The following is a 24,752-nucleotide window of genomic DNA, read 5'->3' as shown; positions in this document are numbered from 1 at the left end:
CAGGTGCACTCTTCCGCTGTCACTTGACTAAAATCCTGCTCCCTGTAAGCATTCAAGGGCGATTCCCCGAGGACAGCTCCCGGTATTCGGTCGGTGTCTTTCCCGTRTATTTTTTGAAGGTCCGCAGAAAGCTTCGCGTATTCATATACCCTACCGCCTCGGACACCTCGTTTACCTTAAGGTCGGTACTTGCGAGCAAGGCTTTGGATGCATCGATGCGAGCCTCAATGAGGTAATCAATGAAATTCCGCTCCGTGTACTCTTTGAATTGCTTGCTTATGTATGTAGGACTTAGCTGGAAATGCTCGGCTAGCCGATCCAGCGAGAAGTCGCTTTCATGATAATGGCTCTGAATGTAGCCCACCATTCGGTCAATGGTGCCACTCTTTCCCCGCTGACTGCGCTTGCTCGTAAGCTTGCCTGCCAGCTCACTCAGAACGGCGAGAATGAGCTGCTCCGCATGCTTCCAATCCTCAATCTGCTCGATTTTCTCATAGATGCTATCGAGATTCCCCATCGACTCCTCCGGGCCAATGCCAAGTGAGTCAGCTGTCTGAAGCGCATTGACGATCAAATCAAAGGAAAACTGGCGAATGAAATCCGGAGCTAACCCCTGCTCCACCGCCTGCTCAAAGGCTTGGCGGACCTCAATCCCCAGCTTGGTTATATCAGCAAGCTTAAGCATGTCCATAATTCGGGCTGTTTTTCGGCTTAAGCGATAGTATTGCTGGCTGTTAGAAGGCTGAATATCCTCAATCGAAATAACGGCATGCTGGCCGAACAGCAGCTTATACCGAAGCGCCTTCCGTGATTCGTTATAGGAGCTTTGGATGTCCTTGAGTGCTCTAACGCCCCTGCCTACGCCAACAGTAACGACTAATCCGAATTGCTTCTTAATGATTTCAAGCAGCAGCTCTACCAAGGCGAGCGCACGCAAATGATTCTGTTCCGCATCCCCTTCCGCAAAGCTGAAGAGCAGCACAGCTCGTCCGCCGCCCAGATCGATTGCCGCGCCCCTGCTTTCCTTTCCCATGAGCTCCTCCGCTACGTTGCAGAATACATACGTATAAAGCGTCTCGTCCCGCGGGCTAATGCCGCCCTCCGGCTTGCCGATCTCCGCCGTACAGACAAGATAACGCTCTGGGTAAAGACGGATGCCCGTAAATTCCAGATGATGCTGAAGCGCCTGATAATCCGTTCTATATCCAGCCAGCATGTCCATGATCAATCGCCATTTCAATACGGACTTTGAATCTCTGACATGCTTCTCCAGATGCTCCCGATCAAGCAGCATTCTCTCGAATACAGACTCCAAATAGGCAACCCCAGCCGTGTCAAAGCCTTGCTTCTTGGCATCTGGCTGATAAGCTCCAGCAAGCCTTCCGACAAGGCGATCAAGCGGCCTGAAAGTCAAGCGGTTGATATAGAACAGTACGCCTAGCGCAGCGATGATCATGCCGCCCGCTAAAGCGAACAACAAATTGCGGGTAAGCCTAATCGGCTCATAGATCTGTGATTCCGGCAGGATGCTGACTACCTTCCAGCCAGTATAAGCGGAGGTTCTATAGAATACCGTTTGCGGAACGCCATCTTGCTTTATCCGCAAGGAGCCGCTTCCTTCGGCCTCCAAAATGCTTTTCATATAGGGCAGCTGCTTTCGGTTCTGGTACAGCATCGTTTTGTCATCGTGGCTGACGACATTCCCTTCCGCGTCGAAGATAAACAAATGACCGCTTGCGTTATTGTCATACACCGATTGAATCATGCTGTAGATGACATCCTCGTTAATGTTCACTGCAGCTATGCCGTTCCGGTAACCCGGGCGGCTGAGCGTGGGATAGGAACGAATAAGCGTTACCACGTTTTGCGTCGCCGTGCCATCCCACACGGGATGCGTGGTCAGCCATTTGGAATAGCCGGGCATCTCAATGTAATCATCCAGCCAGTTGTCTCCTTGCGAGATATTGCTCATATAAGCCTTCTCGGTCAATATGTCGCCGTTCACGGCAGAATAAATAAATATAGAAGAAAAATTTGGATTCGTATTAATAAAATGTTTCAATTTGGTCGTAAGCGCGTAGTAGTTGCTATAACGCTGGGCATCGTCTTCATAGCTGTCCAGCATGAAATAAACAAATTCAAGCTCCTCCATTAGCGCGAGCAGATCCTTTTCCGTCTGCCGGAAAGCCGCTTCCATTTTCTGATCCACTTGCCCAAGCAGTGCTAGATTCGTTTTCGTGAGATCAGATTCCAGCCTGCCGACCGTTCCTTGATAGGATAGCCAGAAGGTGATCGCGATAATGAGCAGGACGATACTGCCGTAAATGAGCATGACTTTCCCCGATATGCTTGCTTTCATCCGTAAGCCTCCTAACGGGATGAAACCATGCAAGCGAAAAACCGTTTGCCTGCATGTCCATCTATTTTAGGATAAGCAAACAAACCGAGAAAAAGAACCCGAAGTGTCCCGAGCGTACAGTCCGTTCAAGCCTCTTGAAAGGCTTCAAACGTTCATATGTTATCAACATTCAGACTTGTACATGCAAATGGTAAACATGCTATAATTATGTGTGCGTTTACCCAACAATTAGATTGATAGAATAGAGATGTTGGAGAGGGGGGATCACGATGTTCGCGAAGCGATTGAAGCAGCTGCGTAAAACGAGGAAATTGACGATGCAGGAATTGGCCGATTATTTAGGTGTTGCCAAAAGCACGTATGCAGGCTATGAATCCGGCTATCGACAGCCCACCATCGAATCCATCCAGACGATCTCGCGCAAGCTTCGCACGTCCGCTGATTATCTTCTGGGATTGACCGATTATCCGGAACCGCCTGCCGAACTTAATCATAATGCAAAGGAATATCTGAATTATGAGCAGCTTCATTGGGACGGGGTTCCTTTGGAGAGGGACGATCTTGAGCTCATTCGCAGCTTGCTCGAACGCGTTCTCCGCGACCGTACCCTACCCAAGGATGAATAGTTATCCTCCCATTAACAGCAGCAGCTTCGCTTCAAATTCACTTTGAAGCTGCAGCATCAGACTGCTGTAAGTTTGCTCCCACTCCTCGATATCACCTTGCTCTACCCCATCCTTTTCCGCACTCGCAATCAAACCTTGGAACTTAGCATTACAATCGGCCTCTGCATTCGACAGCCCGTCCATCCACTTCTGATTCAGCTCCTGGAAGGCATACGGATCTGACATATCAAGCTGTGCAACACTCGCTTCGGCTCCTGCAAGTATCCCACCCATATCCTGGGTGCATTTCGCTTGAACCTGTGCCAGCTGCTGCTCGTATTTCACGGCTGGGTTAACCGGCGGCTCTGTCTCGACTGCTGGCTCTTCCTCTGGCTTTGGCGTACTAACCGTGCCCGGCTTCGTAGCCGTTCCTTTATCCGGCTTTGCAGTGCTTGCAGGCTTTGAAGTACTTGCAGGTTTTGGAGTCTTAACCGGACGCGGCGTTGCAATCGGCTTTTCTGTATTCACACTCTCCGTCTCTGGCGTTTGTTCAGGTGCCTCGCTTGAAACCGGGAGCTCTGCGACCGGTTCGATCGGTTTGCCTGCTTGCTCCGTTTTACCAGGCTTCACCACTGCAGCCGGCTTCGTTACAGGCGGCGCTTCTGATGGTATAATCGTGCCATCCAGCTCCGCGATAATAACGGGCGGCGCTCCCTTCGCATTAACAACAAACGATCGGTCCGTCGTTTTGTCCCAATACAGACCACCCCATGCCAGCACCAAGATGACTGCTAGTGATCCCAGTATGACATTAACGGTGTCTGGTTTACTGAAACGCGGGCGTCTTTTTTTTCTTGAGTTTCCTTTGCTCATTTCAGTTCCTACCACCTTCCGTTTTGAACAAGTGTAAACGGCTGAAGCCGTCCTCTAGCGGCTAAACTAACGTTTCGCGTAGAAATATAGAGAAAGTTGGCAATATGATATACTTTCTTATATTTGAAAAGAAGCCAGTCCCCCCTCTCAGAGGAGAAGGAGAACTGGCTGCCTTTTAAGATCGCATAATTTCTGTAATAATCGTTGTTAGAAGCTTGTTGACCTTGCTCTTCGTCTCATTAATCGCTTTGTTCTTGAGCGCATTGGTCGTTTCAACTTTATTGATAGCATTCAGGGCTTCATTGCGAGCTTGAACAACCTTGACGATCAATTCGGCTTTCTGCTCGTCATCCTTAGCTGCCTTCAGCTCTTTCTTGACAGCATCCAGCTTCTCATTCAGCGCTTCGGCAATTTTCTTGAACTCTTCCTTCGGATCAAGCACGACCTTGTCGTTAACCAGCGTTACCTCCTGCTGGAATACGATTTTGGCCGAGCCGCCGTAAGGGTTGATCAGCGTCGCTTGAATGACCGCTTTCCCTTCCGCTACCTTCTTCGGAATCGTCACTTTGCCTCGCGAGTCGACCGTGACATCTTTGCTGCCTGATACCTTTTTCCATCGCAAGATCGAAGTTGGAAGCTCCTTGCCCAACAGCTTCAGCGTGTAATTATGCTGCGTGCCGTTTGCCGTAATCTTGACGGAGGATACAACCTCGGAGCGAATATAAGCAACGGTCAATGCGTTAAGCGCCTTTTCCTCGTATTTCAGCTTCACTCGGAATTTCAGAACGGTTGCGTACACATCCACCGGTCTAACGCCCAGATTATAGAACGCTTTGCTTAGTGCATAATCGTCCTTTGCCACTAGAATCTTGCCCATTGCCTCGGTAAGAACCGTATTGATCTTTTCTTTGTTGCCGAGTAGCTGAGCAAGATCTTTGGCACTCATTTTTGAAATAATAGCGCGCATCGTGCCTTCAACGCCCAGACGCTCGTCGCCGTCACCGAACATGAGGACGAGGAAATCATCCATCGTAAGGTTCTCAACGCCGCCTGCCGCGGCAATCGTTTTCAGCGTTGCACGGAATTCAGGATTCGTACGAATAGCTTCCAGCTGCTTTGCTTCAGGATCGTATTGAATCGATCCCACGGCTTTGATCATTTGGAACAAGCTCTTCTTCAGCTCTGCCTTGTCTATCTCAGCAGGCAACTGAGACGCGATTCGGTTCCAAATCGGGTCGATTAACGCCTGGTCCTTGGCAAAGTCCAGCTTCGTCATCTCGTCGCGCAGGTTGCGAACATCCTGCACGTCAGCCGGATCGCCTGCAAGCAGCGCCGCATGAAGCTTATTCATCCTGGCAAGAAACTCCTCAGCTGGGAAGTGGTCGCCCGCTTTCGCCGTTAAGGTGATTTCCTTCTCGAATACGACCTTAGCTGCTCCGCCGTATGGATTAATGAAGGTTGCACGAACGAGCGCCTTTCCGTTCTCTGCGTCCCGGTTCAGCGTAATGGTTCCATTCGCATCCACCTTCACGCTTTGACTGCCCGATACTTTGCTCCATCTAAGCGCAAGCGCCGGCATATCAACGCCGAATACCTTCAAGTTGAGCTTCTGCTCGCGCCCATTCTCGCTCACGTCAGCAGTCTCTACCGCTTCTGACCGCAGCAAGGCAATCGTCAACGCGTTAAGAGCCGGCTCGTCCTTCTTAAGCTGCTGCTGGAAATTAACCCAAGTTGCGTTAAACTCCTTCGCAGTAACGCCAAGCTCGCTTAAAGCGGAGCTGACCTTGTAGTTTTCTTTATCGCTTAGGAGAAGCCCTGCCTTCTGAAGCAGCATGGCGGATAATGCTTGCTTATCGCCAAGCAGCTGAAGCAGACCTGATGGTGACAAGCCCGCCAGATGGCTCCGAATTGCGCCTTCTAGTCCGCTTCCTGCTTCTTCTGAACCAAAGAAGAAGACGAGGATATCATCCACGACAAAGCTTGGCTCACCGCCTGCTTTGCCGAGCTCCTTCAATGTGGCCCGGAATTCAGGATTGTTTCGAATGCTCTCCAGGCTGGCAGCCTGCCCATCGTATGGAATCGATATCACGGCTTTGAATAGGTTGAATAAGCCTTCCTTCAATGCGGCCTGATCCGCACCTTCGGGCAGCTTCGCCGTCAGCTTATTCCAGATCGGATCGATCAGCGCTTGATCCTTGGCAAAGGTGAGCTGGCTAAGCTCGTTGCGCAATTGAATAATAGCTTGGATATCGGCTGGATCCCCTGCAGCAAGCGCATCCTGCACCTTTTTCATCCGTGCTAGGAAAGTCGCCGCCGGGAACTCGGTTTCTTGCGTTGCGGCTGCTTTCAGCGTCACTTCCTGCTCATATACAACCTTTGCCGCACCGCCGTACGGATTGATTAGCTTCGCTTGAATGACTGCCGTTCCGCTTGCCGCATCCTCTGGAATTGTCACTACGCCCGTTGGCTTCACGGTCACGTTCGCATCGCCTGATGCCTTTGACCATTGCAGCACAGCCGGGTGGATCGAAACGCCAAATACTTTCAAGCTGTATGCGTGCGTTCGGCCCTCATCCGTTACCTTCACATCCGACTTCGCTGCGGAACGGATATAAGCGACGGTCATTGCACTAATTGCAGGCTCGTCCTTCTTCAGCTTAACCTGGAATTGCAGCACCGTTGATCTCACGTCCTGCGGCGTTATGCCGAGGTTTTCCATAATCGAGCTGAACTTGTATTGGCCGGTTTCTCCGAGCAGCTCTTCGGTTGCTTCGAGCAGAACAGCCGTTATCCCTTGTTTGTTGCCAAGCAGCTGAATCAGCTCTACAGGCGTCTTCTTAGCCAGCAAGCTGCCTATCGTACCCTCGACCCCTTTGCGGCTGGCACCGTCTCCAAAGAGAAAGACGAGGAAGTCATCCAGCCTAATGTTCTCATCCCCGCCTGCCGCTGCAATCGTCTTGATTGTCGCACGGAATTCAGGATTGGTGCGGATAGCCTCCAAATCGGAAGCGGCTGGATCATAGCGGAAGGATCCGACCGCCTTGATGATCCGGAATAAGCTGGCCTTTAATGCTGCTTGATCTACCGTCTCCGGCAGCTTTGCGCTGATTTTAGACCATATGGGATCGATTAAATGCACATTTGACGCTTCATCAAGCCCAGCGATCTCATCGCGGAAATTTCTGACCTCTTGCATATCTGTGGGATCGCCTGCAGCAAGTGCGGCATACAAGTTTTTCATGCGATCCAGAAATACGCTGGATGGCAATTCCGTCTCAGCGGCATACGCCGTTTGGCTAAGCCCAAGCTTTTCCGCAAGCCCCTTTTGGCTTAACGGCAATCCCCCTAGCGACGCAGTAAGCATCGACAGTGCAAGAGCGGATAAAGTGATCTTTTTTCTAAACGTCATTTCGTCACCTCTGATCATCATTTTGGTCTAGAATTGCAGGACGGGCATTTGCTCCTTAACGCCTTGATTCAAGCTGGGACGGCCAACAGAATAATATACGAATTCAGTTCCTAACAAATCTTCCTCTTCAAATACGTTTCGTCCATCGATTAGGATAGGACTGCTTAGTACCTTCTGGAGCGTTCCGAGATCAACGCGCGAGAATTCCTCCCACTCGGTCAGCAAGCATAACGCATCTGCGCCCTGTGCCGCCTCCAATGCGCTCAGACACCAGTCCACCCCGTTAATGTCATAAATGGAGCGGAAGTTTTCCGTCGCGATCGGATCATAGGCTTTTACCTTAACCCCATTATCAACCAAGTGCTGAATAATCTCGGCTGCTGGAGAATCTCGGACATCGTCTGTATTTGGCTTGAAGGAAAGCCCCCAAACCGCGATCGTCTTGCCATGCAGCTCGTGATGGAAAATCGTTTCGAGCTTGCGAATAACGTTGAAACGCTGATCCTGGTTGACTTCGACCACCGAACGAAGCAGCTTGAATTCGTAGTCGACATGCCCGGCTATCTGAATCAAAGCGCTCGTATCCTTCGGGAAGCAGGAGCCGCCATAACCGATGCCCGCTTTCAGGAAGGATGGGCCGATTCGCCTATCGTAGCCCATACCCTCAGCGACCTTGGTTACATCAGCGCCTACCTTCTCGCAAATGTTTGCGATTTCGTTAATGAATGAGATCTTCGTTGCTAGGAAAGCATTGGATGCGTACTTGATCATCTCCGCGCTGCGAATGTCCGTTACGACGATTTGCTCCGTAAGCGGAATATGCAGCAGCGTCATCACATCCGCAGCTGATTTCGAGCTCGCTCCGATAATAATGCGGTCGGGATTCAGCGTATCCTGAATCGCCGAGCCTTCTCTTAAAAACTCCGGCAGCGAAATGCTGTCGAATCGCTCTTTTGTATAGTCGCTGATTAGGCTTGCAAGCCGTTCATTCGTGCCGACTGGAACCGTGCTTTTGACCGCTATGATTTTGTAACCGTTCATTGCCTCGGCAATTTCGATAGCGGCTTGGTTAATGTAAGAGAGATTTGCCTCGCCGTTCGGCAGAGGAGGCGTTCCAACTGCCAATATAATAATTTCCGATTGGCGAACTGCATCCTGCAGATCGGTCGTGAAGGTCAGCATACCCGCTTCACGGTTCGATGCAGCCAGCTCTTTCAGGCCAGGCTCGTAAATGGGGATGCCGCCTGCATTCAATATGTCTATTTTGCGAGGATCCTTGTCTACGCAAATGACACGGTTGCCCAGCTCCGCATAACAAATTCCTGATACAAGCCCAACATAGCCCGTTCCGATAACCGTGATGTTCATGCCCATCGCTCCTTCATTCATTCAATTAGTTATACCGTGCACAATTCCAAAATTTCTTTCCAATCAAAAGCAAGCCGTACGATGTCCTCTTCAATCAGCTCCGTGCCCGTCTGCACCTCAATGATGTCCATCTCGGTTTCCGCCCGCAGGCTGTGAAGGCTTTCTTTTGATATCGTTAAGACATCGCCTTCGCTCACTCGAAAGCTTTTGCCATTCAGGACCATCACTCCTTGTCCGGCAACGATTGTCCATACTTCATCCCTGAGCTGGTGATATTGATAGCTTAAATTCCGGCCCGGTGCAACGCAGATCCGCTTGGTCAATACTTCCTTGCCGCTTGGATATTTCAAGTAATCCAGCACGCGATAACGGCCCCAGCGGCGTTCCTCGTACATCGGCCGTTGATCGGAATGCTTCATGACTTCCTTGATCATCGGGCTCGAGGCCTTATCCGAAACCAAGATCCCGTCCGGGCTGGCCGCAACGACCACATTGGAAACATTCAACAGCGTGATTGGGATATCAAGCTCATTAATGACATGCGTATTGACCGAATCTCCGGTAATAATGCCTCTGCCGATCAAATGTGTCTCAATTTCCTCCGTCAGCGTGTTCCAAGTACCGAGGTCCTTCCAGTCGCCATCAAACGGCAGCGCTACGATATGATTGGATTTCTCGACAATCTCGTAGTCGAAGCTGTTCTTCGGGAGCTTGGCGTACTGCTTCAGCATCTCGTCGTACTGAATGGGCAGCTCATTCGCGATCAATATGTTAATGAGGAAATCGAGCTTGAATGCGAAAACCCCGCAGTTCCAAAGCGCAGCCTGTTCAATCATCGCTGCCGCTTCTTCTTCGCGGGGTTTCTCTTTGAAACTGTGAACATCAACAAATGTTTCACCCGCCGAAGCAGCAGGCTCCGGCACGATATAGCCGTATTTCTCGGATGGATAGGTTGGCTTGACGCCCATTAGCGCCAAATCTGCGCCTGATTCATTCAGTACCAGCTCAAGCTCCTTCGTTTTGTGGAAAAATGACTCCTCTACGAACGGATCGACCGGCATCACGACAACCGTCTCGTTCAGGCTCACACCTTGTACGGAATACAAGTAAGTAGCCGCCAACGCGATAGCCGGGAAGGTATCTCTTCTTTCGGGCTCAACGATAACCTCTATCTCGCTTCCAAGCTGGCTATGAATCATATCTACCTGCGGCTTGCTCGTTGCAATATAGGAATGCTCGCGCAATCCGGCGCTCGTTAGCTGGCCCCATACTCGCTGAACCATCGATTCCCGCTCGCCTTCCGCATTTTTGAGCACCTTCAGAAATTGCTTAGACCTCGACTCGTTCGACAACGGCCACAGCCGTTTGCCTGAGCCTCCTGATAGAAGAACAATTTTCATCATGATTCCTCCCAATCGGTTTTTATGGAGCATAATCGGCCTTTATCGTAAAAACATGCAGCTTGCTTACTTTTTCATCACCAGCTGCGCCGATTTGATGCTGCTGGTCCATGTGTTGTAGTAGTTGGAATTTTTGCCGTATGAATTATCGAGCAGCGTGTTCGGCTTGTCCATCAAGCAGGACAGAATATGACCATGCAATCTTGAGGTTTGCACGACCCGGTAGCCGCTGAAGCGTTTGACTGCCTTATCGACCAGATAGTCCGAATACTTGCCCCAGATCGCCTGCATGGGGAGCGGTACGCCACTCTTCATCATCATCTGCCCGATCATCTTGATTGACCTTCTTTCCACGCGGTTGTAAAGCGATGCCCAGTCTAGGTAATCGCCCCTACCTGCCGATTCAAAGCTCTCCTGCTCGCTTGTTTTCTCAATGTCAGTCCGAAAGAAGCACAGCAGCTCCTTGCCGGGGGTGCTTTTGGGCAATATCGGCCATAGCTGATGTGCCATGTCAGGTGATAAATACACGCAGCATTTATCGAATTTTTGAGCGGCTACGCCATATGACAACGTGTCTCTTACAAATAGATGCACATCCTTGTGCGCGTTGAATATCGCTGCCGTCCGGTCATACTCCGCATCCTTCTCGAAGAAGATCGTCTGCGGAAGAAGGACGATGCGATGATTGGGATAATCCTTGACGATTTTCTCGCGCAGCTTCTGATGCACCGGATACAGATCGCCGAAGTTTCCTCCGCCTTGCAGCACAATGATCTGATCCATCGGTATGGCAAGCTTATCGGGGAAATCAAGAACGCTGTAACGCGCTGTAACGCGAATTCCGTTGTCTTTGAAGAACGCCTCCGCCCCTTTCATTATCAGCAAATCGCCGCCGTTGTTATAAACCGGATAATCGACGTAATAAATACTCGAGCCGGGCGGGATCACCTTCAGGATTTGAAGCAGCTGTTTTTTCAGGCCCTCCATCGGGTGTACGTTCGATTCTACTAACATGTCAGCGCGCTCCTTTACGTTGTTTTTTGTCTTTCAGTCGCTCGATAAGAAACTTGAAATCATTCCGGTCAAATAACATTCCGCGAAGTCCCACGCGGAATATAATCCGCATCGAAGCCATCGTCACCGCTAAACGAATGACAGCGCCAATCAATAGGGCTAACGCGATGCCGTTAAGTCCGTACATCGGCGTGAATAGAAAGAATAAGCCGATGGTTACCGCAAGCGCGATGAGCTGGCGCATAAGCACAAGTCCCGGGCGCCCCATCGCATTAAAGGAAGAAGCCAGTATCCATGAGCCGCCGCCTAGAATACATTCGAAGGAGAGGAGATAGAACGCTCCGCTCGCTTCGAGAAACGGCGCTCCGAACAGGATGCCCATCAGGTATCTGCCAATGAACATGCTTGGAATAACGACGATGGTCATAAGCAGCATGGATAGCCTGAACGCCCGGCCAACCGTTGCGATAATCGCTGTATTTTCCATGCCGGTTACCTTTGGAAATACGACATTCGTAATGGCCATCTGAACGACGTTGAATACGCGGGACAGCGCATATACAACCGTGTATAGCCCGAGCTCCCTAGCGGTCAGCATGGAGAGGATGATGATTTTATCAAACTGTGAGTAAAGCGTGCCAAGCAGCTCGACACCGAATACTTTGCTTCCATAGCCGAACAGCGCTTTGGCAGCGAGCCGGTTGCCGAGACCCTTCAGCCATTCAATGCGCAGCGCATCCCTGATGCTGTATAGAGACCAAGCCACGACGAGCACGCTGGTCACCAAGAAAACAACCGATGCATTCCGCAAGCTCAGGTCGCCCACTGCCCATAGCGCCGATAGCCCGGCCAGATTAAACAAGGGAACGCATAGACGCAAGCCGTTATACACGTTGAATCTGCTTGTGCTCTGTGCGAGCGCTGAGATGAGGTTAATCGCCAGCAATATAGGCAGCATGAGCACCGCATACCATCTTGCTATCGCGACAATGTCAGCTTGGTAATTCCCGAGCCAAGTTGGCATCCATATCCATGCGATGACGCCAACTATGATGCTGACCGGAATTTGAAACAAAAATCCCGCTCTTACAAAATCGCCCGCGCTGCCTTTGTTTTGTTTCAGGTTATAAATGAGAGAGGTCGGCAAGCCGAACCCTACAAGTCCCGCGAGCAATGTCGGCCAGAATAGAATAGCCGAGAACTCGCCTTTCCCGACTACGCCGAACATGCGCGCCGTCACGATTGAGGTTAGCGTGCTTATAACCATGACGAGCAAATTCGTTGCGCTTGTCCGCATAATCGTTTGTACGAGTCCGTTGCCTCTCCATGCCTTCGAAATCGCGAGTTGTGCCATAGCTGTACGTCAACCCCTGCCGTTATAACGCAGGATGCCGACCAGCGACCCGTTGCGGTAACATATTTTCACAATCTGGCGGATGAATCTTTTGAAATGGAAGATCGACAGCAGCGAGGCTCCAACAGCCTGAACCATTCGGATCACATGCTTCACGATCATCGTGAAGCTTCGGTCCTGCCGCTTGACCGCATCGCTTACCCCTTGCCAGAAGATTCGCTTCAGGAACCACTTCTTCGTCGTGCGCTCCTTGGCGATTTTGTGCTGTACGGACGCATGCGGCGTGTAGAACACCGTGTAACGCTCCCTAATCCGCGCAATCAGCTCGCTCTCCTCGCTCGACAGCAAATTCGTTCCGACCCGGCCCAGATCCTCGCGGAAGGGCTTGAAATGCCGGAAGACGCTGGTCCGGAATGCGACATTCGCGCCATATGGAATGGCGGGAGCCGGCATTTCCTTCACCTTGTCCGCGTAATCCAGTATCGTAAATACCGACCGGTGCTCCTCCGGAATCCAATCAGGCTCGGCAACCTCCCAGATCGGGTCAATTCTGCCCCCGACGCAGCCGATGTCCGGGCTGCTCTCGAACACCTCCACGATATGCCGAACCCAGCCGGGCGAAGCCAGCGCGTCATCGTCAAGAAACAGAATGTACTCGCCCTTCGCCTCCTTAATCGCTCGGTTGCGTGCAACCGACAATCCCAGCTTGTTCTCAAGCACGTAACGAACTCTCGAACCGTGGAGCCGTGCGAGCGAGCCGACCACCTCAGCCGTATTGTCCGTCGAGCGGTTGTCGATCACAACGATTTCAATCTGTTCCGGCTCATAATTCTGCACGAGCACGCTCTCGATTGCTTCTCCCGTATCCTTGGCCCGGTTATGGGTACAGATGGCAACGGTAACCTTCATCTTTTATCCCCATCCTTGGTATACTTTTTTTATTTTTTGCGCGATCGTGCTCCATTCAAGCTCTCTGAGCACTTCTTCATACTGCGGTGTTTTATGTTCCTTCTTCACGTTCAAGGCTGCTTTCATCGCATTCTCCAGGCCGTTATAGTCAGCTGGGTTGTAGCGGACAACCATATCCTCCTTGAAGTACTCATCGATAAAGTCATTATCCGGCATAACGATCAGCTTCCTGAACGATAACCCCAGAATCGCCGAGCCCGAGGTCGTAATCTCTTTGTACGGCATGACCATGACATCAACCGCGCTGATTAAATCCGCCACCTCTTCATTCGGTATGAAGCGCAGGTCCAGCTTAATATTTTCCTTATCCTCGACATGCTTCAGATAGGATTCCATCTGCTTGTCGGCTTTGCCCGCAATGATCAAATAGGATTGCCGTGACTTCATTGCGTTGAAGGCTTCGATTAAATCTTCGACGCCTTTATACGCTTTAATGGCTCCAAGGAACAAATAAACGTCCGCATCCTCGCTAATTCCGTATGCCTTGCGGCAATCAATCCCTTTCGACTTGTACACTCCGAGGTAATGGCCGTGCTTTACCACGAAGAGCTTGCCTGCCGGTACGCCGAACTCCCTCATCACCTTGCGCTTGATCGACTCAGAGGCAACCAGCAGCTTGCTGCAAAACTTGCAGATCAACGTCCGCATGAATCGCTCGAGCGCTGGAAAAGCCACCTGATGCGGATACAAGTTATGAATCGTCCATACGAGCTGTACCCTTCTCACCTTCAGATAAAGCATCGTTATAATGAATATGAAGGACTTTACGAGGAACAGCAGCAGATTGCGGTTCTGATAAGCATGATGCATCCAATGAATATGCACGATGTCACCTGCTTTGGCTTGTCCGACCTGCAGCATCAGCTTGCCATGCCTCAGATCCTTCACTTCCATGCCTTCACGGCTGAGCGAATCCGTCAATAAATCATTATAGAAATTAAGTTCGCTCGATTTCGGCCACATCCATACTTTCATCGCCCTACGCTCCCTAGCCTCGCCAGAATCATTGCTGCTTGTTTCATTAGTTATATCTGCGAATCCATTCATTCGACGTGTCCAGCTCGCGGATTATTTTGGCCGGCGTTCCGCCTGCAAGCACATTCGCCGGAATATCCCGCGTTACGATGCTGCCCGCCGCAATGACCGAGTTGGCACCGATGGTCACGCCAGGCAAAATAACCGCGCCGCGACCGACCCACACATTATCGGAAATCACGATCGCTTTGCCCTTCGAATTGTCTGATCGATCAACCGGATGGAAGTTCGTATCGATAATGTTTACCATCGGCCCGATGATCGTATTGCTGCCAATTCGAATCGACTGCGTACAGCCGATATCGAGTCCATAGTTGAAAAACACATTGTCTCCTACGATAAGCTCAGCATCCCTCTCAACCGTCACCGCGGATGGAAAAGGCTTCGCATGAAAGGAAACGTTTTTTCCCATGATCAGCCTTCCTTTGTTCTTCATGGAAAGCTTGCCTGCTATCCGGCCAAGCCTGCCTACCGAGCTTGTCTTGACAGACAGGATGGCTGCTCCCTTCAACACGGCGAGCAGCTTGCCGAAGCTAATCTGACTGGATGAGATACTCATCGGAACCCCCTGCTGCTTCCGGCTTCAAGCTTGGCGTTAACAGCTTGCGGTACGTATGCTCCACCTTGCGCGCGATCGTGCTCATATTGAAATCCTTCATCACACTTTCGTAGCCTTGATTAGACATCGCTTGGTGGTCCGTCTCTCCGTCATACACGCGCCTTATAGCCTGGTAAAGCTCCTCGACATCGCCATCCTTGACGATAAAGCCGCCCTTCGTCTCATGGATGATTTCCGGCGCCCCGCCGGAATCTGCTACGATGACAGGCGTCTCGACGAGCATCGACTCAATGATGACTCTGCCAAATGGCTCATTCAGCGAGAAGTTAATCGTCAAGTCGCATTCCTTCATCACATCGAGTGGTTTTTGGCTGTAGCCGTAGAATACGACATGATGCTCAAGCCCGTAAGACAGCACTCTTTCAATCATTTCATTGTAGTAGCCGTCTGATCCGTCAACGGACGCGTCGCCGACGATAAGCAGCTTCCAATTCATCCGGCTGCTGTCCGCAAGCTTTTTCACAGCCTCGATCATGAGATCGTACCTTTTCCATTCCACGATTCGGCCGAACGTTCCAATTACGAGCGTGTTATCCTCCATGAACGTCCGGCTTTTTTTCGTGAGCGCAAGCTCCGGATCTACGCCGTTGTAAATAATCGTCTTGTTGCTGCCCTGAATCGAATTCGCTACGAAATGCGAGATGCAGATGACCTGGTCGAAAAACCGCGGCAGCACCTGATTGAACATGCGCAAATGCGTATAATCGCGGTGATGCCAGATCAGCTTGCTCTTAGCCAGCAGCTTCAGCGGCGCCGTATACCATGGCGCCCTCCAGCCGTTGGCGTGAACGATGTCGATGCGGTTTTTTCGAACAAAGGCTTTAATCTTCATGACCGTTTCCAAATAGCCTAAGCCGAATTTCTGCTTAATGCTGCTGAGCAGCAGCGGGAAATGCGTATAGTCGGCTCTTATTTCATTCAAATAGGAAGCATCCTGCGGGCTTAATAAAAAGATGCGGTATTTGGTGCTGTCCAAATAATTGATGAGATGAATGAGGCTTTGCTCAGCCCCGCCTTTCTTCTCTGCATGCGTGACAAACAAGACGTTGATTTTACGATTGCTCATCTATAGCACCTGCTTTACTGGATAACTGGTATTCAAGGATTGTATATAGCCTTTCAGCACTTCTTTATGGTTGTAGTGCATGCGCAGAAACGCTTGAGACGAATCGAGCAGCGCCTTGGCGGTTTGCGGATTATCGAACAGCTGCTTGATTTTGCCGTAAAATTGTTCCGGACGGTCCGCGATCATAATATGCTCATTGTCGATTAAGCCCGTCCCCTCATAACCAATGGAAGTCGAGATAACCGGCAAGCCGTTCTGGATCGCTTCAATCGTTTTCAGCTTGACACCCGCGCCGTTCTGCATCGGATTTACAAATAAGTAGCCGTTTCGGTAAATATCCGTTAGGCTCTTAGGCGTGTCATGGACGATTACGTTAGTCAGATCATAGGCATCCAGCCAGCTTAAGCTCTGCTTTCTGCTGTTGCCTGCAATAATGAATTTGTATTCCGGCTCCTTCAGCATGAGCGGATGAATATGCTCGAGATACCACTGAATGGCCTCTCGGTTGTTAGGCATAAACAATGAGCCGATAAAGACGACATGCTTGCTCCGGAAATCTCCTACCTCGAAGCTTCCGTTCGTAACCGGAGGCGGCAGGAACAAGCTTTTTGCCTCTGGATTTTGTTTCTGGAAGCTTTCGAACTCCTTGCTGGAAATAAAGAGATACTTGTCGACCTTCTCCAGCATTCTTTTTTGCAGCACCGCAAATTTACTGCTCTCCATGTGATAGTACATTTTGTGGACGATGTTTTTCGTGCTTCTTGCCAGTGCCTTGAAGTACACCGCTTCATCGTTATGCACCCTTAGTATCGCGGTATCCTGCCTGATCTTCGGATTGTCGAGAACCGGGTAAACATAGTCGCCCTCGAGCAGCACATAATCATAATCGCCAGCCAGCTTGACATTCTTCAGCTCGCTTCGCGACTGCACCTGCATCGGAATGACGTGGAGCAGATCCGCCAGCTTGCTGCGGCGGTCACAGAGCGTAATTTCCTCCACATAATCGTATACGGCCTTCATTTCTTCCTTCGTTGGCGTCTGTTTGCCGCAGACGAGCAGATGAATCTTCCAGCCTAGCTCGGAGAGCACCTTAATTCGCCCCCAAGTATCAACTCTGCCGCCATGGTCGGCGGGATATGGGAAATCACTGCATACGACAAGCATTTTCATTTGGTTACCCCCGACCTGTTAGTGGTTTGAAACTCGTTTTTCCCGAGGAAAAGGCTGATGAAAGCGAACAGCAGCCATACCTCGTATTTGATTTCCAATGATACGAGCAGCATGGAAAACAATATAAAGATGAGTGCTAAAAACAAAATGGAGCTCGATTTCACTTTTATAATCAGGTTCTTGGCCATCAAATAGAAGAACAAAACCGAAAATAATCCACCAAACATGACCCATTGGAAAAAGCCTGATTTGACGCCTAAGTTTTTGTCTGAGCCCGAATATTGCAACAGCTCCCCCGCATTGATTTGGCTGATGCCAAACATACTGTAATAGAAATGGGACATCATGCTGATGGAATCATTCACATACTTGTCGAAATACATGAGATAGGCTCCGGTTCCAACCCCCAGCGGGTTGTGAAATACAGTAATCAGCGCAATAATGATCGTTCCCATACGCGTGTAGGAGGATGTGTAGTTTTCGATGTCATTACTGAATGAGCTGAGCAAACCGGCCGAGAAGTTGGTAATGAACATGTACATGGCCAGTACGACGGCAATCAGCAGAATGAAATTTTTCTTTTTGCGGAAATCGAGAAACTTGACCATCGTGACGACTAACGTCAGCAGAATAATGATCATGAAGCCTTTTGAGCCGGTTATGAACATATAAAACAAGAAGAAGCTGGCTGCGTATATCACTGAGATCGTACGGGCGAACTTGCTTAAATACTTGGTCAAATAAACCATGATGGACGCATACACGACGACGATCGAGCCTGTCGTGCTGCTCTCTGAGGTCAGCATCCTTACCCGCCAATAGGGATTGTTTCCCGAGTGGAGATAGGTAAATGCGTTCGGCATGCTGACAAGCTCTAATATCATGATGGCGACAAGGAATGTAACGACCGCCAGAAAGCAGCCAAACAGCACTTTAAAGCTTTTAATTTTGGAGAAAACAAGCTGCATATGCCTGATGTAGAGCAGGATCAGCACAAAATAAATGAGCACCTTTATCCCTTTGCCCATAAGCCCCTCAGAGCCAAAGCTGTAGCTCCCCTGCAAAAATTGAACGAGCAGGTAAACGATTGTGATTAAACTCAGATACAAAATAAAACTAAATATATATTTCTGAAGCATCGAGCCGTGCATTACCCGCTTATGCTTGGCAAGCAGCCCGATTTCACAAAAAACAAATAGCGGCAGCAGCATGATAATAGGCGTCCGGCCGATCTCGCCGATCATATTGACTAAGGGGAAGTCTTGATAGACGGTCAGCACGAGCAAAATGATAAGATAAATCGCTAGAAATACCTGTTCCTTCTCGACTCTTTTAGCTGATTTCCCCTTAATCATTGGATTGCTTTGCAAGCTTTGGCTCATCCTCTCTCCATCCCCGTGAATCTAGACGTATTTGTTGACGGCAGCTGTGTACGTACTGCTTTTCTTCAAATATAGGAAAGTATATGATTCTGCCAACTTTCTCTATATTTCTACGCGAAATGTTAGCTTAGCCGCCATAGACCGGCTTCAGCCGTTTACGCTTGTGCATGGCATCCTCGTATAAACGCTCAATTTGGCTGTTCATTTGGTTCGAATGAAACTTTTCCTGAAAGATGTCGAGGCCCGCTTGACCCATAGCCGCAAGCGTATCCTTGTCCAGGCGGTTAATAATCCCCGCCAGCTCTGACTTATTCTCGAAATCGAAAACATAGCCGTTTACGCCATCTTTGATAATCTCGGGCAATGCGCCACGATTGCTCGCTATGACTGGCTTCTTGTTCCGCAGCGCCTCAATGGCAACGATGCCGAAGCCTTCCCAGCGCGACGGAATAATGACGGCGTCGCAAGCGTTCATGTAGCGGTCGATTTGCGAATTGTCTACCCAGCCGAGCTTGACCGTATTTTCCGGGAAATGATAGTCGACGGCCTCAAGTACCGTATCGCCTACCAAATATAAGCTGACGTTCTTGAACTTGTGCTCATTGAACACCTCAAGCAGCAGATCGAAGCCCTTCTGTCGGTCGAAACGGCCAACATAGAGGAGATTGATCCGGTCAGGCTTGGTCTCAAAGGGAGTCGAATTCGATGGCGTTGTATCGGATACGCCGTTGTACACGATGCCGGACTTCCGGGCAGGCAGCCCGTAATGCATCGCCATATTGTATTCATGCTTGGAAATGTTAATAATGTAATCGGTGCGAAGCGCCAGCGTCTTCTCGACCAAAGCGAATATACGCTGCTTCCAAGGCTTGATGTCCATTAGGAATGCCCAGCCATGCGCGTTATAGATGACGATCGGCCGGCGGCTCTTGAAAAAAAACAACGTTCGCAGGAAAACACCTGCGAACGTTCCGTGGACATGCACAATATCCGGATTAAACTCTTTCACGGTACGATGAATGGCTTTCATCGCTTGAACGAAATAGGCTGGCTTCCGCTTGTAAGGATAAAGGCTCAGCCGATCTCGGCTGATTTGCAGCGTATCCGGACTGGAGTTCTGCTCGGAAGCCATCAGATAAATATCATGTCGGCCCGATTGAAAGCTCAGCACCTCGTTCAGATGCGTCTCAATCCCGCCTTTTGTAAACTCCGATATATGCAGCACTCTCGCCATAGTGTTTCACTCCTAATATGCGTCCTGGGAGCCCACGACCGCTCTCACCGTTCTAAACATAATCTTGATGTCGAACCAAATGCATCTTTTCTCGATATAAGCAAGGTCAAGCTCAACCATCTGCTTGAAGCATAGATTATTGCGCCCGCTTACCTGCCAAAGCCCTGTGCAGCCTGGCGTCACCGACAAGCGCTGCTTGTCATATTCGGTATACTCGGCAACCTCCCGCGTAAGCGGCGGTCTTGGTCCAACCAGGGACATCTCGCCTCGCAGCACGTTCAGCAGCTGAGGCAGCTCGTCAATGCTCGTCTTGCGGATCAATTTGCCGATCTTCGTAATCCGCGGATCATCCTTCATCTTGAACATTGCGCCGCTAATCTCGTTCTTGTCGAGCAGCTCCTTCAGCTTATCCTCGGCGCCGGTCAGCATCGAGCGGAATTTATACATGCGGAACGGCTTCTCGTCTTTGCCGATCCTCGTTTGATAGAAGAAAACGGACCCTTTCGGATCCTCCCACTTAATGAGGATAGCGATTACGACAAACAACGGGCTAAGCAGCAATAGTCCAAAAAATGAACCAACAATGTCAATCGTCCGCTTCATAACGGCATACATCGTAATCGTCTGGCTGTCACCTTGCCTCGAAACCGCATTTGCATAATAATCGGTTACGCCGACTACCGCTTCATCCTGATATTGTGGAGGCGTCATACTCGTTCACTCCTTCCAGCCAGCAGCTGTTTGCTTAACTCCCGTTCCATCAGGTCCTCAAGCTCAGACATCAGCTTAAACTTAAGCTCGTTGTTTCTAAGGGCGAAATCAATATTCGTCATAATAAAGCCAAGCTGCTCGCCGACATCATAGCGGATTCCTTGGAAATCGAAAGCATAAACGCCTTGATTCATATTTAAGCTTTGAATCGCATCGGTTAGTTGAATCTCTCCGCCGGTACCTTTTTCATGCCGTCCCAAATACTCGAATATTTCCGGAGTCAACACATAACGTCCCATAATCGCGAGATTGGAAGGCGCTTGCCCCTGCGGCGGTTTCTCTACGAAGCGGTTAACCTCGTACAGATTGTCCAGCCGTTGTCCCGGATCTACGATCCCGTAACGATGCGTTTGATCAACGCCTACAGTCTGTACACCGATTACCGAGCGTCCTGTTTTTTCATATTGCTCGATAAGCTGTCTCGTGCAAGGCACGTCAGCCTCGACGATATCATCGCCAAGCAGAACAGCAAACGGCTCATCGCCGATAAAGTTGCGCGCGCACCAGACAGCGTGTCCGAGCCCCTTCGCCTCTTTTTGCCTTATGTAGTGGAGATTCACATTTGATGATTTTCTTACTTTTTCCAAAATATCGTACTTTCCTTTTTCTTCTAAAATATGCTCAAGCTCAAAGGCGATATCAAAGTGATCCTCGATTGCCCGTTTACCTTTACCGGTCACGACGATAATATCTTCAACGCCTGATTCAATTGCTTCTTCCACAATGTACTGAATGGTCGGCTTATCGACGATTGGAAGCATTTCTTTAGGCATCGCTTTCGTTGCCGGCAAGAAGCGCGTTCCTAGTCCTGCTGCGGGGATAATGGCTTTTCTCACTTTTTTCATTTGATTTCACCCTATCCTATTATATTTTTTGGTTTACAGGGGCATTGAACCCCTCCTCACGTCACACCCTTGACGATTAACGTCTAAGGTCGGCTGACCCACAGCATGACCGAGTGCCTCCGGTGATAGAGGTGCAGGAGACATTACCTATCTATTTCTTGCTCACTAAACCGGGTTAACCGCTGCTAGGCTTCGGTTTTTTCCCCGTAATAGTAGGAATAGATATCAGAATGATTTCGGTTGATCTTATTCAGTACAACGCCGATGAGCCTCGCCTTGACATGCTCGATTGAAGCCTTCGCTTTGAGGGCAACTTCTTTTTTCACTTTCCCCGAATCGATGACAAGCACGACGCCATCGCTCTGTGTTGCTACGATTTGCGCATCCGTAACGGACATAATCGGCGGGGTGTCGATGATGACCACATCGAATTTTTCTCTCGCAGTCTTCAGTAGCGCGGCCATCTGCTCCGACGACAGCAGCTCCGAGGGATTAGGAGGCGTTGGACCCGCTTGTATAATCGATAGATTATCTGTATTCGTGAACTGGATAATGTCCTCAAGCGCCAACTGATTGAATAAAGCGGTCGTCAATCCAGTTCGGTTGGATTTGCCGAAGATATGATGCTGCGAGGGCTTGCGTAAATCCGCATCGATCAGCAGCACCTTTTTGTTTGCTTGGGCGTATGCCACAGCCATATTGGCGCAGGTTGTGCTTTTCCCTTCGCTCGGCTTAGAGGAAGTGACCATAATAACCTGCAGCTTCTGGCTAATCGTCGAGAACTCAATATTCGTTCGAAGCATCCGGTAGCCTTCGGAGATCGGCGATTTGGGATTCAGTTCGGTAATGAGGTTCCATTTAGGAATCAAGCGAGACATTCTGTTCCCTCCCAGCAATCTTTGTTAAAGGCGAGCTGTTCGTTTTCTCCATGGAATCTCGTTCTTCGAACTTCGGAATAGAGGTTAGAACCGGCACGTCAAGCAGCAGCTCGATATCTTCCTCGGTTTTCACGGTGTCATCCAAGTAGTCGAGCAGGAAGGCAAGCCCTACGCCCATCATCAAGGCAAGCATAAATGCGACCGCAATGTTCATCTTTGCGTTAGGCGCTACCGGTCCGCGATATTCCTTCGGATCGGCCTGGTCAAGGACGGATACATTGTCGACCTTCATCAGCTCAGGAACCGATTTCTGGAACACAATCGCAACGGCATTGGCAATCTGGGCTGCTTCCTCGTACGAATCGTCCCTCACGGAAATGGACATGACCTGCGTTTCGTTTACCGAGCTTACGCTCACCTTTCCTATCAGCTCGCCGTATGTCACGCCAAGTTTCGGATATTCGTTCACGACCTTTTTCATCATTCGCGGTGTCTTCAAAATTTCTTTATAGGTTTTGATAAGTCCAATCGTGGAGTTAATCGAGCCAACGTCTATACTCGAGAGCAGCGAGCTGCTGTCCTTGTAATCGTTGACGATTAGTTTTGCGGAAGCCTCATATTGCGGCTTTATAAAGTAGCTGGAGTATATGCCGATGGCCAGACAGCTAACGGTAACCATCAAAGTTATCATCAACAGCCTTCTTCTGACGATGAGCCAATACTGTTTCAATTCCAAAATTGTTCCTCCATTACTGTTGAAATCATTCGCGTTTTCAGCGCCTTTTAAGTTGTTCTAAATGAATATTAAAATTTACTAATTATTCAAAACGCGAACTTTTAGGCATCACTTATAAATAGGAGCAGCCCTTTTGGGGGGCTCCTTCAAATAAGGACACAATTATTGTTTGGACGTGTTTATAAAATCATCTACTGTTCCGCCATTCATAACATGCTCCATCATATCGGAGGAGCAGGCTTGCAAGCCAAGCTTCCCAAGAAGCTGCGATACCAGCTCGGCCATATCGATCGGTTCATTGCGCAGCCGATAGCCTACTGCCGCAAGCAGCTCCGGTAATGTTCGCATCTCCACTTGACCATCCTGTTTGAGTAGAGAAGGGTCCTCGGATAATATTTTCAAAAATTGCTTCAGCCTTACCCGCTTCTGCTCCTGATTTGAAACATTCATCTCTGAAACCTCCATTCATCAGCTTACGCATATCCATTGATTCCTGGCACTGTTCTTGCCTCTCGTTGCACTCTAGTATGACACAGATGATAATAATTCTTGAGGGAATAAAGACATGGTCGACATTAGACATTCATGCTCATTTTGGTCCTGCTTTTCCTAAGTACGGACTCCTAATTGATGTGAATAGTAGGATATAAAAGGGATGATTTGGAATGTCGAAGTTAATAAATCTGACAATTGGAAGCGCTTTATGAATTTTCTGAGAGAATCCCACTCAAGACTCATTTTAGAAGGAGCGACATTCGCCTCAATCCCACGTAAAATAAAGGATTTTCTCTTTTTGTAGCGCTGCGGATTCGCATAAATTGATCATAAAAACGGTTAAAATCTCGAAAAAAAAAGGGACTATTGACCAGCATCCTACTAAAGCAGGACAAAATGACTTGTCGACATTTTTCGCAACGGCCCTTTACATGAATATTTTCTAATATGAGAACGTTATCTTTACAGCAAAAAAACAAAAATAACAAAATTCTAATCTAAAAAGAGGCAAGTTTAGCCCGAAAAACGGACATTCAATAGGGTCAACACCAAAATTGTCGAGGAATGAAATCGTTTCCCACGCGCTATGTTAGGTTAGGCATCCACGATTCGGGATAAATATAAAGCTTCGCAAGTACTGAAATCGGACCACTATTTGCCCACCGGCTACCTCCAAAAGACTACCGCTCCTGCTTCCCCTAATGGCCTACCCAGAGCTGATTTTGACGAAAGAGGCGAACAAGAAGAACATAGCCTTAACCAGCCATAGACATTATAGAAGGCGATCCAAAAGCCATTTTGGAATTTCCAGCTTGTATTTCGCAAATAAATTGGGGTAAAAAAAGAACCGTCGGCTTCACTTTTTAAAGTGATGTTAACGGTTCTATACTCCAATTATGAGGTTAGGCTGTTCTGGCTTGTTAATCTGGTTTGCTGTTCTGGCTTGCTATACTTGGATTGCTATTCTGGCTTGCTATACTTGGATTGCTATTCTGGCTTGCTGTTCTGGTTTGCTGTTCTGGCTTGCTGTTCTGGCTTGCTATACTTGGATTGCTATTCTGGCTTGCTGTTCTGGCTTGCTGTTCTGGCTTGCTGTTCTGGCTTGCTGTTCTGGCTTGCTGTTCTGGCTTGCTGTTCTGGCTTGCTGTTCTGGCTTGCTGTTCTGGCTTG

20 protein-coding genes and 1 pseudogene are annotated in these 24,752 nt (G+C 49.4%); 1 reads left to right on the top strand and 20 read right to left on the bottom strand.

Annotated elements, in window-relative coordinates:
* Nucleotides 1-52 precede the first annotated feature (52 nt).
* Complete coding sequence (locus AB4Z29_RS30890; RefSeq protein WP_441946734.1) at nucleotides 53-2,359, bottom strand: AraC family transcriptional regulator; 2,307 nt, start codon at nucleotides 2,357-2,359, stop codon at nucleotides 53-55.
* A 269-nt stretch (nucleotides 2,360-2,628) separates the two neighbouring features.
* Between AB4Z29_RS30890 and AB4Z29_RS30885 the strand changes: the two genes are divergently transcribed.
* A complete protein-coding gene (locus AB4Z29_RS30885; protein WP_183569684.1) occupies nucleotides 2,629-2,985 on the top strand; it encodes a helix-turn-helix domain-containing protein in 357 nt (118 codons plus the stop codon).
* Here the strand turns inward: AB4Z29_RS30885 and AB4Z29_RS30880 are convergent, their stop codons facing one another.
* The 19 genes and pseudogenes from AB4Z29_RS30880 to AB4Z29_RS30790 all read right to left on the bottom strand — a co-directional run.
* Nucleotides 2,986-3,837, bottom strand: a complete 852-nt coding sequence (locus AB4Z29_RS30880) for a hypothetical protein (RefSeq protein WP_441946733.1) — start codon at nucleotides 3,835-3,837, stop codon at nucleotides 2,986-2,988. It abuts the gene before it with no gap.
* Nucleotides 3,838-4,012: 175 nt separating this feature from the next.
* Nucleotides 4,013-7,246, bottom strand: a complete 3,234-nt coding sequence (locus tag AB4Z29_RS30875; RefSeq protein ID WP_441946732.1) for a DUF1542 domain-containing protein — start codon at nucleotides 7,244-7,246, stop codon at nucleotides 4,013-4,015.
* Nucleotides 7,247-7,273: 27 nt separating this feature from the next.
* Nucleotides 7,274-8,614 (bottom strand): UDP-glucose dehydrogenase family protein, encoded by a 1,341-nt coding sequence (locus AB4Z29_RS30870; RefSeq protein WP_441946731.1) that lies wholly within the window; start codon nucleotides 8,612-8,614, stop codon nucleotides 7,274-7,276.
* 29 nt (nucleotides 8,615-8,643) lie between these two features.
* A complete protein-coding gene (locus AB4Z29_RS30865) occupies nucleotides 8,644-10,014 on the bottom strand; it encodes a sugar phosphate nucleotidyltransferase (protein WP_441946743.1) in 1,371 nt (456 codons plus the stop codon).
* A 66-nt stretch (nucleotides 10,015-10,080) separates the two neighbouring features.
* A complete protein-coding gene (locus AB4Z29_RS30860) occupies nucleotides 10,081-11,028 on the bottom strand; it encodes a polysaccharide pyruvyl transferase family protein (protein ID WP_441946730.1) in 948 nt (315 codons plus the stop codon).
* Nucleotide 11,029: 1 nt separating this feature from the next.
* Nucleotides 11,030-12,382 carry a lipopolysaccharide biosynthesis protein gene (locus AB4Z29_RS30855; RefSeq protein ID WP_441946729.1) on the bottom strand — a complete coding sequence of 451 codons (1,353 nt, stop codon included), beginning with the start codon at nucleotides 12,380-12,382 and terminating at the stop codon, nucleotides 11,030-11,032.
* Nucleotides 12,383-12,391: 9 nt separating this feature from the next.
* A complete protein-coding gene (locus AB4Z29_RS30850; RefSeq protein ID WP_441946728.1) occupies nucleotides 12,392-13,291 on the bottom strand; it encodes a glycosyltransferase in 900 nt (299 codons plus the stop codon).
* 3 nt (nucleotides 13,292-13,294) lie between these two features.
* Nucleotides 13,295-14,326 (bottom strand): glycosyltransferase family 4 protein, encoded by a 1,032-nt coding sequence (locus tag AB4Z29_RS30845; protein ID WP_441946727.1) that lies wholly within the window; start codon nucleotides 14,324-14,326, stop codon nucleotides 13,295-13,297.
* Between the two features lie 46 nt (nucleotides 14,327-14,372).
* Entirely contained in the window at nucleotides 14,373-14,945 is a 573-nt protein-coding gene (locus AB4Z29_RS30840) for an acyltransferase (RefSeq protein ID WP_441946726.1), read from the bottom strand.
* On the bottom strand, nucleotides 14,920-16,071 hold the full coding sequence (locus tag AB4Z29_RS30835; protein WP_441946725.1) for a glycosyltransferase: 1,152 nt from the start codon (nucleotides 16,069-16,071) through the stop codon (nucleotides 14,920-14,922). The genes AB4Z29_RS30840 and AB4Z29_RS30835 overlap by 26 nt, the downstream gene beginning before the upstream one ends.
* The gene (locus tag AB4Z29_RS30830) at nucleotides 16,072-17,241 is read right to left on the bottom strand and encodes a glycosyltransferase family 4 protein (RefSeq protein ID WP_441946724.1); all 1,170 of its coding nucleotides are present in this window, start codon (nucleotides 17,239-17,241) and stop codon (nucleotides 16,072-16,074) included.
* Nucleotides 17,238-18,623 (bottom strand): hypothetical protein, encoded by a 1,386-nt coding sequence (locus AB4Z29_RS30825; RefSeq protein ID WP_441946723.1) that lies wholly within the window; start codon nucleotides 18,621-18,623, stop codon nucleotides 17,238-17,240. Before AB4Z29_RS30825 ends, AB4Z29_RS30830 begins: the two co-directional genes overlap by 4 nt.
* Before the next feature lie 127 nt (nucleotides 18,624-18,750).
* The gene (locus AB4Z29_RS30820) at nucleotides 18,751-19,857 is read right to left on the bottom strand and encodes a glycosyltransferase (RefSeq protein ID WP_441946722.1); all 1,107 of its coding nucleotides are present in this window, start codon (nucleotides 19,855-19,857) and stop codon (nucleotides 18,751-18,753) included.
* Between the two features lie 12 nt (nucleotides 19,858-19,869).
* Nucleotides 19,870-20,568: a sugar transferase gene (locus tag AB4Z29_RS30815; protein ID WP_441946721.1), complete on the bottom strand. Its 699-nt coding sequence runs from the start codon at nucleotides 20,566-20,568 to the stop codon at nucleotides 19,870-19,872.
* Nucleotides 20,565-21,473, bottom strand: coding sequence for a UTP--glucose-1-phosphate uridylyltransferase GalU (gene galU / locus AB4Z29_RS30810; RefSeq protein ID WP_441946720.1), 909 nt, complete (start codon nucleotides 21,471-21,473; stop codon nucleotides 20,565-20,567). Before galU ends, AB4Z29_RS30815 begins: the two co-directional genes overlap by 4 nt.
* A gap of 185 nt (nucleotides 21,474-21,658) precedes the next feature.
* A complete protein-coding gene (locus AB4Z29_RS30805) occupies nucleotides 21,659-22,351 on the bottom strand; it encodes a CpsD/CapB family tyrosine-protein kinase (protein WP_441946719.1) in 693 nt (230 codons plus the stop codon).
* Nucleotides 22,332-23,087 (bottom strand): YveK family protein, encoded by a 756-nt coding sequence (locus AB4Z29_RS30800; protein WP_441946718.1) that lies wholly within the window; start codon nucleotides 23,085-23,087, stop codon nucleotides 22,332-22,334. Before AB4Z29_RS30800 ends, AB4Z29_RS30805 begins: the two co-directional genes overlap by 20 nt.
* Nucleotides 23,088-23,249: 162 nt before the next feature.
* Nucleotides 23,250-23,537 carry a hypothetical protein gene (locus AB4Z29_RS30795; protein WP_441946717.1) on the bottom strand — a complete coding sequence of 96 codons (288 nt, stop codon included), beginning with the start codon at nucleotides 23,535-23,537 and terminating at the stop codon, nucleotides 23,250-23,252.
* Between the two features lie 965 nt (nucleotides 23,538-24,502).
* Nucleotides 24,503-24,752 (bottom strand): annotated as a pseudogene (locus tag AB4Z29_RS30790) (hypothetical protein); the annotation flags it as partial.

Source organism: Paenibacillus sp. 2TAB23, assembly GCF_052115165.1.
GTDB lineage: Bacteria > Bacillota > Bacilli > Paenibacillales > Paenibacillaceae > Pristimantibacillus.
This window is presented reverse-complemented; position numbering and strand designations above follow the sequence as displayed.

What these genes read in the sequence shown, in the direction of transcription:
- AB4Z29_RS30870 (WP_441946731.1), bottom strand. Translation starts at nt 8,614, where the DNA reads ATGAACATCACGGTTATCGGAACGGGCTATGTTGGGCTTGTATCAGGA.
- AB4Z29_RS30795 (WP_441946717.1), bottom strand. Translation starts at nt 23,537, where the DNA reads ATGAATGTTTCAAATCAGGAGCAGAAGCGGGTAAGGCTGAAGCAATTT.
- AB4Z29_RS30865 (WP_441946743.1), bottom strand. Translation starts at nt 10,014, where the DNA reads ATGAAAATTGTTCTTCTATCAGGAGGCTCAGGCAAACGGCTGTGGCCG.
- galU (WP_441946720.1), bottom strand. Translation starts at nt 21,473, where the DNA reads ATGAAAAAAGTGAGAAAAGCCATTATCCCCGCAGCAGGACTAGGAACG.
- AB4Z29_RS30840 (WP_441946726.1), bottom strand. Translation starts at nt 14,945, where the DNA reads ATGAGTATCTCATCCAGTCAGATTAGCTTCGGCAAGCTGCTCGCCGTG.
- AB4Z29_RS30825 (WP_441946723.1), bottom strand. Translation starts at nt 18,623, where the DNA reads ATGAGCCAAAGCTTGCAAAGCAATCCAATGATTAAGGGGAAATCAGCT.
- AB4Z29_RS30850 (WP_441946728.1), bottom strand. Translation starts at nt 13,291, where the DNA reads ATGAAGGTTACCGTTGCCATCTGTACCCATAACCGGGCCAAGGATACG.
- AB4Z29_RS30875 (WP_441946732.1), bottom strand. Translation starts at nt 7,246, where the DNA reads ATGACGTTTAGAAAAAAGATCACTTTATCCGCTCTTGCACTGTCGATG.
- AB4Z29_RS30815 (WP_441946721.1), bottom strand. Translation starts at nt 20,568, where the DNA reads ATGACGCCTCCACAATATCAGGATGAAGCGGTAGTCGGCGTAACCGAT.
- AB4Z29_RS30845 (WP_441946727.1), bottom strand. Translation starts at nt 14,326, where the DNA reads ATGAAAGTATGGATGTGGCCGAAATCGAGCGAACTTAATTTCTATAAT.
- AB4Z29_RS30855 (WP_441946729.1), bottom strand. Translation starts at nt 12,382, where the DNA reads ATGGCACAACTCGCGATTTCGAAGGCATGGAGAGGCAACGGACTCGTA.
- AB4Z29_RS30880 (WP_441946733.1), bottom strand. Translation starts at nt 3,837, where the DNA reads ATGAGCAAAGGAAACTCAAGAAAAAAAAGACGCCCGCGTTTCAGTAAA.
- AB4Z29_RS30860 (WP_441946730.1), bottom strand. Translation starts at nt 11,028, where the DNA reads ATGTTAGTAGAATCGAACGTACACCCGATGGAGGGCCTGAAAAAACAG.
- AB4Z29_RS30805 (WP_441946719.1), bottom strand. Translation starts at nt 22,351, where the DNA reads ATGTCTCGCTTGATTCCTAAATGGAACCTCATTACCGAACTGAATCCC.
- AB4Z29_RS30885 (WP_183569684.1), top strand. Translation starts at nt 2,629, where the DNA reads ATGTTCGCGAAGCGATTGAAGCAGCTGCGTAAAACGAGGAAATTGACG.
- AB4Z29_RS30820 (WP_441946722.1), bottom strand. Translation starts at nt 19,857, where the DNA reads ATGGCGAGAGTGCTGCATATATCGGAGTTTACAAAAGGCGGGATTGAG.
- AB4Z29_RS30835 (WP_441946725.1), bottom strand. Translation starts at nt 16,071, where the DNA reads ATGAGCAATCGTAAAATCAACGTCTTGTTTGTCACGCATGCAGAGAAG.
- AB4Z29_RS30830 (WP_441946724.1), bottom strand. Translation starts at nt 17,241, where the DNA reads ATGAAAATGCTTGTCGTATGCAGTGATTTCCCATATCCCGCCGACCAT.